At 66.8% G+C, this 13055-nt stretch carries 13 protein-coding genes; 3 read left to right on the top strand and 10 right to left on the bottom strand.

Going from position 1 to position 13055, the window contains the following annotated elements; genetic code table 11:
- The first annotated feature begins 1 nt into the window (after position 1).
- Both WKW82_RS30800 and WKW82_RS30795 read left to right on the top strand, forming a co-directional pair.
- Positions 2-1015, top strand: a complete 1014-nt coding sequence (locus WKW82_RS30800) for an XdhC family protein (RefSeq protein ID WP_340346580.1) — start codon at positions 2-4, stop codon at positions 1013-1015.
- A gap of 288 nt (positions 1016-1303) precedes the next feature.
- Positions 1304-2134, top strand: coding sequence for a hypothetical protein (locus WKW82_RS30795; RefSeq protein WP_340346579.1), 831 nt, complete (start codon positions 1304-1306; stop codon positions 2132-2134).
- 21 nt (positions 2135-2155) lie between these two features.
- Here the strand turns inward: WKW82_RS30795 and WKW82_RS30790 are convergent, their stop codons facing one another.
- Positions 2156-3406, bottom strand: a complete 1251-nt coding sequence (locus WKW82_RS30790) for a cation:proton antiporter (protein ID WP_340346578.1) — start codon at positions 3404-3406, stop codon at positions 2156-2158.
- A gap of 202 nt (positions 3407-3608) precedes the next feature.
- Here WKW82_RS30790 and WKW82_RS30785 point away from each other — a divergent pair, with 202 nt between their 5' ends.
- On the top strand, positions 3609-4208 hold the full coding sequence (locus tag WKW82_RS30785) for a murein hydrolase activator EnvC family protein (protein WP_340346577.1): 600 nt from the start codon (positions 3609-3611) through the stop codon (positions 4206-4208).
- A 31-nt stretch (positions 4209-4239) separates the two neighbouring features.
- Here the strand turns inward: WKW82_RS30785 and mnhG are convergent, their stop codons facing one another.
- The 9 genes from mnhG to WKW82_RS30740 all read right to left on the bottom strand — a co-directional run bounded on the left by mnhG (position 4240) and on the right by WKW82_RS30740 (position 12983).
- Complete coding sequence (gene mnhG, locus WKW82_RS30780) at positions 4240-4632, bottom strand: monovalent cation/H(+) antiporter subunit G (RefSeq protein WP_340346576.1); 393 nt, start codon at positions 4630-4632, stop codon at positions 4240-4242.
- Entirely contained in the window at positions 4629-4907 is a 279-nt protein-coding gene (locus tag WKW82_RS30775) for a K+/H+ antiporter subunit F (RefSeq protein ID WP_340346575.1), read from the bottom strand. Before WKW82_RS30775 ends, mnhG begins: the two co-directional genes overlap by 4 nt.
- Positions 4904-5395 carry a Na+/H+ antiporter subunit E gene (locus WKW82_RS30770; RefSeq protein WP_340346574.1) on the bottom strand — a complete coding sequence of 164 codons (492 nt, stop codon included), beginning with the start codon at positions 5393-5395 and terminating at the stop codon, positions 4904-4906. The genes WKW82_RS30775 and WKW82_RS30770 overlap by 4 nt, the downstream gene beginning before the upstream one ends.
- Positions 5396-5513: 118 nt before the next feature.
- Entirely contained in the window at positions 5514-7208 is a 1695-nt protein-coding gene (locus WKW82_RS30765) for a monovalent cation/H+ antiporter subunit D (protein WP_340346573.1), read from the bottom strand.
- A gap of 154 nt (positions 7209-7362) precedes the next feature.
- On the bottom strand, positions 7363-7725 hold the full coding sequence (locus WKW82_RS30760) for a Na+/H+ antiporter subunit C (RefSeq protein ID WP_340346572.1): 363 nt from the start codon (positions 7723-7725) through the stop codon (positions 7363-7365).
- A complete protein-coding gene (locus WKW82_RS30755; RefSeq protein WP_340346571.1) occupies positions 7725-10682 on the bottom strand; it encodes a monovalent cation/H+ antiporter subunit A in 2958 nt (985 codons plus the stop codon). Before WKW82_RS30755 ends, WKW82_RS30760 begins: the two co-directional genes overlap by 1 nt.
- A 56-nt stretch (positions 10683-10738) precedes the next feature.
- Complete coding sequence (gene crcB / locus WKW82_RS30750) at positions 10739-11116, bottom strand: fluoride efflux transporter CrcB (protein ID WP_340346570.1); 378 nt, start codon at positions 11114-11116, stop codon at positions 10739-10741.
- A gap of 9 nt (positions 11117-11125) precedes the next feature.
- Entirely contained in the window at positions 11126-12439 is a 1314-nt protein-coding gene (locus WKW82_RS30745; RefSeq protein ID WP_340346569.1) for a TRAP transporter large permease, read from the bottom strand.
- Positions 12440-12449: 10 nt separating this feature from the next.
- Positions 12450-12983, bottom strand: a complete 534-nt coding sequence (locus WKW82_RS30740) for a TRAP transporter small permease (RefSeq protein WP_340346568.1) — start codon at positions 12981-12983, stop codon at positions 12450-12452.
- Positions 12984-13055 lie beyond the last annotated feature (72 nt).

The following is a 13055-nucleotide window of genomic DNA, read 5'->3' as shown; positions in this document are numbered from 1 at the left end:
CATGGAAAACCTGGATGTGATGGTGCTGCGACATCTGCGCGACTGGCGCCTCGCCGGCCGTCGCGCCCTGCTGACGACGGTGGTGCGCACCTGGGGTTCGTCGCCCCGGCCGGTCGGCTCGATCATGGCGCTGGCGGAAGATGGCGCAGTGTCCGGCTCCGTCTCGGGCGGCTGCATCGAGGACGACCTGATCGCGCGCTACTCGCGTGCCCATGGCGGCCCCGGCACCATGCCGCACGGCGCGCCGACGCTGGTCAAGTACGGCATCACGGCGGACGAGGCGCATCGTTTCGGCCTGCCCTGCGGCGGTACGCTGGAACTGTTGCTCGAATACGACCCCGATGCCGCATCCCTGGAGGCGCTGGTAGCCGAGCTGGAGCAAGGAAAGCTCATGCAGCGCACCATCTTGCTGGCCGACGGCAGCGTCAGGCTGGCCGCGGCCGCCTCGCCGGCCGCGCTCACCGTGAATGAGCGCGAACTGGTCAACACCTTCGGCCCCGAATACCGCATGCTGCTGATCGGCGCCGGCCAGCTCGCCGAATACCTGGCCACGATGGCGCGTTTCTGCGGCTTTGCCGTCACGCTCTGCGATCCGCGCGACGAGTACCGCAGCGAATGGTCGGTGCCCGGCGTGACCATCACCACCGAGATGCCCGACGATGCCGTCACCGCGTTCCGGCCCGACCGCCGCAGCTGCGTGGTCGGCCTCACGCACGACCCCAAGCTCGACGACCTGGCGCTGCTCGAGGCCTTGCAGTCCGAAGCCTTCTACGTCGGCGCCATCGGTTCGCGCCGCAATGCGGAAGCGCGGCGCGAACGCTTGATCGAGCACTTCGACCAGACCGAGCAATCATTGGCGCGCCTGCGCGGCCCGATCGGCATCTACATCGGCAGCAAGACGCCACCCGAGATCGCGGTGAGCGTGATGGCGGAAATCCTGGCCGTCAAGAATGCGGTGACCCTGCCGCGCGAGGCCGAAGTGGCGCATGCCAAGGCGCTGCAAGAAGCCGATTGACCTTTAACAATTCACGGGTTCCCGGCTTGTTTGGGCTGCTGCTCGGAAAGTATCAGCCCTGTGTAGTAGATTGAGTCGTTTCGCTCGGTGCCAAGCTGGTTTGGTGGCGCAGCTTCCGTCCACTCGCTTGTCTCCATGTTCCGCGACCCTCTCAACGATCTCTCCGTGACTGCCCCGCGCGCAGTCGATGTTTCATGCCACCGCTGGGTCGATTCCCGGGACCCGGCCCGTTGGCGCCAAGTCGGCGAACAACCGTTCTCCTTCCAGCACAACCTTGCCAGCCATCCCTTGTTCGAACTTGAGCGGCTCGGCTTGCTGGCCGAGAAGACTTTTGACCGATCCGACTGGATGCGCGACTTCACGCCCGTACAGCGCAGCCTGGGGCAAACAGTGGTGCGGAACCGCCTGCGCGAATCGGTGCTCGATATCGCCGCCGGCGACGAGTGGGTCGTGCTGAACTTCGTCGACCAGGCGGACCCGGAATACCAGGCCTTGTACGAGCAGGTGCTGGCAGACATAGAGCGCGCCGCAGGCAACCAGTTTCGCCAGAAGATGACTTGGGCCGGCATGACGATCTTCATCCAGCCGCCCGGCTTCGCGGCGCCGTATCACTTCGACCATTCGAACACCTTCGTGCTGCAGGTCCGTGGCGCGAAGAACCTGAAGGTGTTCCCGAATGAGCGCCACGTCCTGACCGAAGAGGAAATCGAGGACTACTACCGCCACAACCCGTTGGCGGCAAAGTTCCGCACTGAACTGGACGGCGCCGGCACCGACTACCTGCTGAGGCCTGGCGCGGGGGTCCACAACCCGCCCTTGTCGCCGCGGCTGACGCGGACCGGCGATGAAGTGTCGGTGAGCATTTCCATTCACTATTCCCTGCCCGAGGCCGATGCTCGGGCGCATGTCTACCAAGCCAACTACGTGCTGCGCAAACTCGGCCTGCGGCCGACGCCGCCGGGTCGCTCGCATTCGCTGGACAAGGCCAAGCGCCGTGTCATCCGTGCACTGTCGAAGTCCCGGCCAAGCACCTTCGATGAAGCGATCTTTTCCGCCGTCGACCGGTTGGGCGCGCCGCTTCGGGCGGCCAAGCGGATCGTCCGGAAGTTCCGGCGCTGACCGAAACCCGCCGATGCAGGCTCAGGGCGGGCCGTTGCCGACCGCCATCCGCACCACGCGACCGATGCTGAGCCCCTGCACCAGGATCGAGAACACCACAACGCAATAGGTCAGCGCCAGCACCGTCTCGCGCGCGTGCCCGATCGGCAAGGAAAGCGCCAGTGCCACGGAGATGCCGCCCCGCAGCCCGCCCCAGGTGAGCACCCGCCCGGCGCCGCGCGGCAGCGCGAAGAGAGGCCCGCACAAGACGACCGGCAGGCCGACCGTCAACCATCGGGCCGCCAGCGTGACCGCGATCGCCACGCCGCCCGCCAACAGCAACGGTGCCGTGAAGGCGATCAGCAGCACCTCCATGCCGATCAGCACGAACAGCACCGCATTGAGGATCTCGTCGACCAGTTCCCAGAACATGTCGACGTAGCGGCGCGTGACGTCGGACATGGCCAGGGCCCGGCCGCGGTTGCCGATCATGAGGCCGCACACCACCATCGCCAGCGGCCCCGAGACGTGCAGGTGATGCGCCAACGCATAGCCGCCCATCACCGCCGCCAGCGTGAGCAGCACCTCGATCTTGTAGTGGTCGATGCTCTTGAGCAGCCTGAACGTGAGATAGCCCAGCACCCACCCGAAGGCGATGCCGCCGCCCGCCTCGCGCAGCAGCAGCGTGCCCGCGCCCACTGCAGTCGGCGCGCTGCCGCTCGCCAGCATCCCGAGGAACAGCACGAAGATCACCACCCCGACGCCGTCGTTGAACAGCGATTCGCCTGCAATCACCAGTTCCAGGCTCGGCGGCGCACCGGCCGACTTCAGGATGCCCATGACCGCGACCGGGTCGGTCGGCGAGATCAGCGCGCCGAACAGCAGGCAATACGGCAACGCCAGCGGCACGCCGACCCACGGCAGGGCCAGCCAGATCCCATAGCCCACCGCCAGCGTGGACAGCAGCGTCCCGGCCAGCGCGAGCACGGCCACCTGCCAGCGGTACCGACCCAGCGCGTGCAGGTCGACATGCAGCGCCCCCGCGAAGAGCAACAGCGACAGCATGCCCTCCATCAGCACATCGGAGAAATCGATCGAGCGCAGGAAGCTCTCCGCATGCTGCCGCAACCCGTGGTCCAACCCGAGGGCATTCAGCCCCAGCATCGCCAGCGAAATGACCAGCGCGATGACCATGACGCCGATCGTCATCGGCAACCTGACCAGTCGATGGTTCAGGTAAGCCAGCAGGGCCGTGAGAACCAGGCAGCCGGCCGCAATGTCGAGTGTGCGCATGTTGTGGACCGTGGAATCTGGTTGTGAGGTATAAAACCTTGAAATGAAGCCCACACCCGAATGCGTCTGCGGCACTCCCCCTTCAAAGGGCGTACCCAGCGGCCCGGCGAAGCCGGTTCCGCGGGTGACCCCGGACAGGCGTCGCCCTGGTTTTATCAGGCACGCGCGGCTTGCAGCGCCGGGGGGCATCGAAGTGACGGCATTGCAACAGATCATTCAATCGGCCAAGCCGGCAGGCACTATGCACCACGTACGCAGTCCTTTCGGTTTATCTCTTGGCAGGTTTCGCATCAGCTTCTGCGCTGTCGCGGTGCTGGGCATTGCGGGCTGCGCCACCGAGCGCGTTCCCCTGCCGCCGCTGCCGCCCTTGCCCTCGCCGACCATTCCGGCGCCAGCGCCGATGCCTGCGCCACCCGTCGCCTCGCCCCGGCCCGCGGGCGCCTACCTGCGGCCGGCGCCGGGTCCGATCGTTGGCCGGTACGACCAGCGCAACAAGGGGCTGGACATCGCGGGTGTCGCGGGCGAACCGGTGCTGGCGTCACGCGACGGGCGGGTGGTGCTGGTGAGCAGCGCGTTGCCCGAGTACGGCACGATGGTCGTCGTGAAGCATGACGACACGTTCATCACCGCCTATGCCCACGTCGGCAAGGTGCTGGTCAAGGAAGACGAGGTGGTCCGGCAAGGCCAGCAGATTGCCGAGATGGGCAGCACGGGCACCAACCGCGTGAAGCTCCATTTCGAGATCCGCAAGCAGGGCGTCGCGCAGGATCCCGAGCCCTACCTGCGGGGCGAATTGCGCTGATCGGCGACCGGCGCGACCGGTGACCGCTGGGCTACGCCTTGTCCGATGCCTCGGCCTCGGCTGCGGGCGGTACGCTTTGGGTGGCGTCGGCCCTGGCAAGCGACCGCTGCGCCTTGCGGGCTCGGAACAGCGCCGCGCGCATGAGGAAGATCGTCGTGATCGGTGCCGTCAACGCGACGAACAGCGAGATCAGGCTCGCATGCAGGAACAGGTGCAACCCCTGCACGGAGAAGTAGATGGCGGTCGCCAGCGTGATGCACCACACGCCGAAGGTCGAGCCCAGCGTCGGCGCGTGAATACGGCGGAAAAAGGTTGGCAACCGGACCAGCCCGAACGAGCCGATCGCGGCAAACGCAGCCCCGAGCACGGCGAACACCGCCGTCAGCACCTCGGCCCACAGGGGCAGTGCACCCGTGGCGTTCATTCGATCACCTCGCCACGCAAGAGGAACTTGGCCATCGCCATCGATCCCACGAAGCCGAACAGCGCGATCAGCATGGCCGCCTCGAAGTACACGTCGCTGGCATAGATGATGCCGAGCACCAGCATCGTCAGCATGCCGTTGATGTAGAGACAGTCCAGCGCCATCACGCGGTCCTGCGCGGTGGGGCCGATGAGCAGGCGGGCCAGCGCGCAGAGCATGCCGATCGCGAGCAGGAAGAGCGCGCCCTTCAGGGCCCAGAGCAGCAAGAGGGTCATTCGAAGATCTCCATCAGCGGGCGCTCGTAGCGCTGCTTGATCAGCGCGATGAACGTCTCGTCATCGTCCTCCAGGTGGAACACATGGATCAGCAGCGACGACCGGTCCAGCGCCAGTTCTGCCCACGCCGTGCCGGGCGTGAGGCACAACACCATCGCCAGCATGGCCAGGCCATTCGGATTGCGCAGATCCAGCGGCACCCGGACGAAGCGCGACGAGATGGCCGGGCTGCGGCGCGTGAGCAGCCGCCGTGCGACTTCGAACGCGGACACCACGAGGTCCACCGCCACATCGCCTCCGAGCTTGAACAGCAGGCTCGGCCGGCGCAGGCGCCCCTCGGCAGGTCGCAGGCTCCGCGTGATCATCGGCACCGCGATGGCCAGCACCGCGGCCAGGACCAGGGTGCCGGCGTCCAGCGACTGGTGCAGCAGGACCCAGACGATGAAAAGGAACACCGACAACGGCGGCGACGACAACCAGCGATTCATTGGGAGACCTCCGCGCTGCGCGCTGCGGTGCGAGCGCCTTCGGGCGGCCGTGCGGCGCTCGTCAGGGTAACTTCCGCGCTACGCGCTGCGGTATTCGCCTTGGGAGCGGCCCGGCGGCTCACGGCGCCTTCCTTCCGGCTTCGGGGTTGGGCACCTGTCGGGCGCCCATCACGGCTTTGCGGTAGGCGGTCGGCGTGAACAGGCCCTTGGCCGTCGCCGCGGCGTGCTGCATCACCGGGCCGGCCTGGGTTGTCAGCGCTACGCAGCACAGCAACAGCGCGGCCACCGGCAGCACCTCCACGGCGCGCAATGCCGGCAGCGCCTCCACGCGCTGGGTCCAGAAGTGGCGCATGCCGGTGCGGGTCATCGCCACGAGCGTGAGAAAGCCCGAGATCAGCACCAACGCCATGAACATCCACCCCGCGGTGACCAACTCGCCAGCGCCGAGGAGGCCCGACAGCATCGCGAACTTGCCAAGGAACCCCGACAGCGGCGGCATGCCTGCCAGCAACATCATGCAGCCGGAAAAGCCCAGCCCCAGAAGGGCCACGCCGGCCGGGATGGCCCGGCCGTGGATTTCCTGCTCGTCGTCGTCGAGGTTCACGCCTTCCAGCGGCCGCAGGTCTGGCGCGAGGAAGGGCGCGTGATCGCGGATCTCGTGCGGCGCGATGCTCGCGCCTTGGTTGCGCCAGCGCTCGATCATGTCGATCAGCAGGAAGAAGGCGCTGACCGCCAGCGTCGAGCTCAGCAGGTAGTAGAGCGCCCCGGCCCACACGGCGGGCTTGCCCAGGCCGATCGCCGTCAACAGCGTGCCGGCCGACACCAGCACGCTGAAGCCGGCCAGGTTCGACATGCGCTGCGTGCCGACGATGCCCAGCGCGCCGGCGAACAGCGTGACCATGCCGAGTGCCATCAGTACGTTGTGACCGAACTGCGCGGAAGCACCAGTGTCCGGTGCGAACATCAGCGTCCACAAGCGCAGGATGGTGTAGATGCCGAGCTTGGTCAGCAGCGCGAACACCGCGCTCACCGGCGACACCGCCGCGCTGTACGCGGGCACCAGCCAGAAGTTGAGCGGCCAGCTGCCGGCCTTGGCAAGAAAAGCGGTGAAGAGGATGGCCGTCGCTGCATGCACGAGGCCCCGGTCGGCTGGCGCGATCTGCGCGATTCGCATGCCGAGGTCCGCCATGTTCAACGTGCCGGTCGCGCCGTAGAGCATCGACGCGCCGACCAGGAACAGCGACGAGGCCACCAGGTTGACCGCGATGTAGTGCAGCCCCGCCTGCACCCGCAGCCTGCCGGAACCGTGCAGCAGCAGGCCATATGAAGCCGCCAGCATTACCTCGAAGAACACGAAGAGGTTGAACAGGTCACCTGTCAGGAAGGCGCCGTTCAATCCCATCAACTGCAGTTGCAGCAGAGCGTGGAAATGCACGCCGGCGCGGTCCCAGCGCGAGGTCGAGTAGATCGACGCCGCAAAGCCGATGACGCCGGTGAGTGCCACCATCATCGTCGAGAGGCGGTCCGCCACCAGCACGATGCCGAAAGGTGCGCGCCAGTTGCCCGGCAGGTAGACGCCGATGGAACCGGGTCCGCCACCCACGTCCGGGGCGTTCACCCAGCGCAGCAAGGCCAGCGCGGCAATCAGTCCGACGAGGCCTGACACCACGCTCAACACCGCCTTCTCGCGACGCCGCTTTTCCGAGAGCAGCAGCATCAAGGCCGCGGTGAGCATCGGCACGAGGATCGGCACCGCCACGAGGTGCGGCATGGTGGCGTCGAGCAGCCGGTCGAGCAGTTGCGCGACGGTCATTGGCCAGCCTCGCTTGCCTGAATTCGGATGCGGATACCCAACGCACGAGGAAGACGAAGACTGCGCACAAGTCGCAAAGACGACCTTTCATGGCTTTTCTTTGCGACATCGGCGAAGTCGTTGCGACGCCTGCGTTCGGCTTCCGATCCGGTATTCATGCTTCGCCATCCCCGTCGCCGGCCTGCTTGTCGCCGTCCACATGGTCGTTGCCGGCCAGGCCGCGCGACGCCAGCAGGACCACCAGGAACAGGGCGGTCATCGCAAAGCCGATGACGATGGCGGTGAGCACCAGCGCCTGTGGCATCGGGTCGGCGGTGTTGGCCAGCGTGGCTCGGATACCCGGCGTGAGCACCGGCTCGCTGTCGACCATCAGCCGGCCCATGCTGAAGATGAACAGGTTCACCCCGTACGACACCAGCGTGAGTCCCATGATCACCTGGAAGGTGCGTGGCCGCAGCAGCAGGTACACGCCCGACCCGGTCAGCACGCCGATGGCGATGGCCAGCACGGCTTCCATCAGCGGGCGCCTCCGGCGTCGGTCGACGATGCGGCGGCAGCGGCCAGCCGTTCGGCCTCCTTTTCCTCCTGCTCCGCCACCCAGCGATGGCTGCGAATCGACTGGTGGGCCAGCGCCAGGAGGATCAGCATCGTCGAGCCCAGCACGATGGAAAACACGCCCGTGTCGAACAGGGCCGCGCTCGGGATGTGGATCTCGCCCAGCAACGGCAAGTGCAGGTGCATCGTATGCGTCGTCATGAACGGATAGCCGAGCAGCACCGACCCGCCGCCGGTCGCCAGCGCCAGCAGCATGCCGACGGCGATCCACCGGCGCGGAAAGATGCGCAGGTGCTCTTCCACCCACTCGGTGCCCGACACGATGAACTGCAGCAGCAACGCCACCGACATCACCAGTCCCGCGACAAAGCCGCCGCCCGGCGCGTTGTGTCCCCGCATGAAGAAGTACACCGACACCAGCACCGACAGTGGCAGCAACAACCGGATGAACACCGCCGGCACCATCAGGTAGCCCACGGCCGTGTCCTTGGCGAGCCGCGGATTCAGCAGGTCGCTGCTCCCGTCATCGCCTTGCTCGCGCTGCTGTTCGGGCAGCGCCATCGATTCGGGCGCCGGCCGGAAGCGCCGCAGCAGCGCATACACCGTGAGCGCCACCACGCCGAGCACCGTGATCTCGCCGAAGGTGTCGAAGCCGCGGAAGTCCACCAGCATCACGTTGACCACGTTCGCGCCCCCGCCCTCGGTCATCGCGCGGTCGAGGAAGAAGGGCGAGATGCTGAGCGGAAACGGCCGCGTCATCATCCACCAGGCGAGCAGCGCCATGCCGCCGCCGGCGCAACTCGCCACCACCAGGTCCCGGCCGCGCCGACGCCAGAGCCGCAGGCGCGTCCGCATCGGTTGCGGCATCGCCTTGCGCAGTGGCAGCCAGCGCAGGCCGAGCAGGATCAGCACCGTGGTCACGGTCTCGACCACCAGTTGCGTCAGCGCCAGGTCGGGCGCGGAGAACCAGATGTAGGTGATGCAGCAGGTCAGGCCCGCGCCCGCCGCGAGCATCAGCGAAGCAAGCCGGTGGAACTTGGCCTGCCACGCCGCCGCCACGGCGCAGGTGCAGCCGATCAGCCAGGTCATTGCGAACAACGTCGAGAAGGGCAGCAGTTCACGCGTGCCGCGCGATGCTGGCGTCAACCAGAGCGCCAGGCCTGCCAACGCCATCGCAACCAGGACCAGCAGCAGCAACTGCGGCTGCAGTCGACGCGTGCTCAGCAGCCGCCGGGCGCGTCGCCCAGCCTCGCTCATCCGCGCGATCATGTTCTCGAAGATGCACTGGCCGTCGAAGTGATGCAGGAAGGGTGTGCGCTCCAGCCCGCCTTGTTCGCGCCGTCGCCGCTGCAGCAGGAACAAGGCGACGCCGCCCGCCAGCGCGATGAAGCTCATCAGCAGCGGCAGGTTGAAGCCGTGCCACACCGCCAAACTGTATTCAGGCAGATCGCCGCCCACCACCGGCCGGGCAGCTGCGGCCAGCAGCGGGCCGATGGCCCAGGCCGGCGCCACGCCCACCACCAGGCACAGCAGCACCAGCAACTCGACCGGCACGCGCATCCAGTGCGGTGGTTCGTGCGGCGTCTTCGGCACCTCGGGACCGCAGGGCGGACCGAAGAAGACGTCGAACACGAAGCGGGACGAGTAGGTGACGCTGAAGATCCCGCCCAGCGTGGCAACGACCGGCAGCGTCCATTGGACCCAGGGCGTGGCGTCGACCAGCACCGACTCGGCGAAGAACATTTCCTTCGACAGGAAGCCGTTGAGCAGCGGCACGCCCGCCATCGCGGCGCTCGCGATGATCGCCAGCGCGCCGGTGATCGGCATCAGCTTGAGCAGGCCGCTGAGCTTGCGGATGTCGCGTGTGCCGCTCTCGTGGTCGATGATGCCGGCCGCCATGAACAGCGAGGCCTTGAAGGTCGCGTGGTTCATCACGTGGAACACCGCGGCCACGGCAGCCAGCGTGGAGTTGAGCCCCAGCAGCAGCACGATCAGCCCCAGGTGCGAGATCGTCGAATAGGCCAGCAGCGCCTTCAGGTCGCGCTGGAACATCGCGGCAAAGCCGCCCAGCAGCAGCGTGATGGCGCCGGCCCCGCCGACCAGCCAGAACCATTGCTCCGTGCCCGACAACACGGGCCACAGCCGCGCGAGCAGGAACACGCCCAGCTTCACCATCGTGGCCGAATGCAGGTAGGCGGAAACGGGCGTCGGCGCGGCCATGGCGCGCGGCAGCCAGAAGTGGAACGGAAACTGCGCGCTCTTGGTGAAGGCGCCCAGCAGCACCAGCACCAGCATCGGCGCATACAGCGCATGCGCGCGGATCCGCTCGCCGGACGCCAGCACCGCGTCCAGGTCGTAGCTGCCGACGATGCGTCCCAGCACCAGCACCCCGGCCAGCAGGCACAGCCCGCCCGCGCCGGTCACGGTGAGCGCCATGCGCGCACCGCGCCTTGCGTCCCGGCGGTGGTGCCAGTAGCCGATCAAGAGGAAGGAAAACAGGCTGGTCAGTTCCCAGAACACCACCATCTGTACCAGGTTGCCCGACAGCACCACGCCCATCATGGCGCCCATGAAGGCCAGGAAGAACGAGAAGAAGCGCGGCACCGGGTCCGACGGCGACATGTAGTAGCGCGCATAGAGCACCACCAGCGCACCAATGCCGAGCACCAGCATGCAGAACAGCCACGCGAAGCCATCGAGCCGGAAGGCCAGGTCGAGCCCGAGCGAGGGCAGCCATTCGTAGCGCTCGCGGATCACCTCTCCGCTGGCGATGCGGGGAAACAGCCAGGCCACCTGCGCCGCGCATCCCAGCGCGACCAGACCCGCCAGCGTCGATTCCCGGTTGCGCGCGTCCGACGGCATGGCTGCCGCCAGCGCGCTGGCGATGAAGGGGAGTGCAACAAGAAGGACCAGGGGCATCGCGGTGGATTATGGGTTGCGCGCTCGCGCGATGCTGCTGAGAAACCGGCGCTTGGCTAGGCAGTGATGAGTTGGACGGTGCGAATCCCCAGCCAGGTCAGCACCAGCGACCCGATCAGATGGCTGCCCGCGGTGATCAGCGCCGTCCCTGCGCGGCCATCCATCAGCATCGTCGTCACTTCTGCCGAGAAGGTCGAGAACGTCGTGAGTCCGCCCAGAAAACCGGTGACGATCGCCAGTCGCCACACGGGGTCGATGCCGGGCATGGCGCTGAAGATCGCGACCATCACGCCGATGAGGTAGCCACCGATCAGGTTGGCCGCAAGCGTGCCCCAGGGCATGAAGCCGCCAACGCCAAGCCAGAGCGCCAACCCCCATCGGGAAAGGGCGCCCAGCGAGGCGCCCACGCAGATCGCAACAACCGGAAGCAGCATGCCGCGACTTTACTTCTCCGCGCCCATCACCATGTCAGGCAGGGCCGTCACGATGCCGGGGAACAGCGTGATGAGCGCGATGCACACCACCAGGCAGAAGAAGAACGGAATCGCCGCCTTGGCAATGAGGTTGCTGTCCTTCCCCGTCATGTTCTGAAGCACGAAGAGATTGAAGCCCACCGGCGGCGTCACTTCGGCGATCTCCACCAGCAGGACGACGAAGATGCCGAACCAGATCAGGTCGAAGCCGGCCTTCTGGATCATCGGCAGCACCACCGCGCTGGTCAGCACGATCATCGAGATGCCGTCGAGCGCCGTGCCCAGCACGAGGTAGACCACCACCAGCGCGCCGATCAGCGCATAGGGCGACAAGTGCATGCTGTCGACCCATTCGGCCAGCTCGCGCGGGATGCCGGTGAAGGCCATGGTCTTGGTCAGGAAGGCCGCGCCCGCGAGGATGAACATGATCATGCAACTCGTGCGTGTCGCGCCCATCAGCGCGTCCTTGAAGTTCTGCCAGTTCAGGCTCTTGCCCCAGGCGGCGATCGCCAATGAACCCAGCACGCCGAATGCCGCGCATTCCGTCGCGGTGGCCCAGCCCGCGATCAGCACCCACACGATGAAGACGATGAGCAGCGCGCAGGGAATCAGGTTGCCCGATAGGCGGATCTTCTCCATGAACGTGGTCGGCGCGTCCGGGGGCGGCACCTTGTCGGGATGGCGCAGGCTCCACCAGGCGATGTAGCCAGAGAACAGCAGCATCAGCAGGAAGCCTGGCAGGAAGCCCGCGAGGAAGATGCGGATGATCGACGCGTCGGCCGCGACGGCATACACCACCATCGTGATCGACGGCGGGATCAGGATGCCCAGCGTGCCGGCCGTGGCGAGCGAGCCGATCGCCATCTGCTCGTCATAGCCGCGGCGCTTGAGTTCCGGCAGTGCCACCTTTGCGATGGTCGCGCAGGTGGCCGCCGAGGATCCAGACACCGAGCCGAACACCCCGCAGCCAAGGATGGTCGTGTGCATCAACCGGCCCGGCACGCGGTTGAGCCAGGGCCGCAGTCCGTCGAACATCTCTTCGCTGAGCTTGGTACGGAACAGGATTTCACCCATCCAGATGAAGAGCGGCAGCGCCGCCAGTTCCCAGCTCGCGTTGCTTTCCCAGAAGGACGAGAACAGGTTCTTCGCCGGCAAGGTGCTGGTGAAGAAGGCCTGTCCGACCCAGCCGACGATCGCCAGCGTCATGGCGATCCACACGCCGCCCGCCAGCAGCACCAGCATGATGACGAGCAGCAGCCCGCCCATCCACAAGGTTTCGGTCATGGTAGGTGGCCTACACGTCGGAGGAGAAGTCGCCCGCGGCATGGCGCTCTTCGATGGCGCGCTGGTAGCTGGGCTTGTGGCCCAGCACCACACCGACTAGTTCGTCGACCATCGCGATCAGCAGCAGCCAGCAGCCCACCACGAACGCCGATTGCGGAATCCAGATCGGGATCACCACCAGCCCGGTGGCCATCTCGGCGAACTCGTAGCTCTCCCACGTGAAGCTGGTCGCCGAATAAGTGAGGTAGGCCACGGCCACGGAGGCGATCAGCAGGCAGGTGACATCGAGCGCGCGTCGCATCTTCGGGCTGAGCTTGTCGAGCACCAGCGTCACCCGCACGAAGTCCCCGTGCCGGAACGCATGGGCCATCGCGAAGAAGGCGGCCGAGGCGCACAGCCAGGCCACCACGTCATTGAGCCCGCTCACATGCCAGTTCACCTGCCGGCCGACGCCGGCCACGATCATCAGCACGAAGATGAGAAAAACGCAGAACGCGGCAACCGCGCCCGCCCCGTCGTAGAGGCGGTCCAGCAGGCGGCGCATGGTTCAGGTCTCCGTCCGGGCTGTCCAAGGGGCCAGTGCCCCCTCGGTCTTCAGCGATACGCGAAGCAGGGT

Origin of the sequence: Variovorax rhizosphaerae, assembly GCF_037889975.1 — a bacterium.
GTDB classification, from domain to species: domain Bacteria; phylum Pseudomonadota; class Gammaproteobacteria; order Burkholderiales; family Burkholderiaceae_C; genus Variovorax; species Variovorax rhizosphaerae.
The sequence above is the reverse complement of the archived record's forward strand: the minus strand, read 5'-3'. Positions and strand labels throughout refer to the sequence as shown.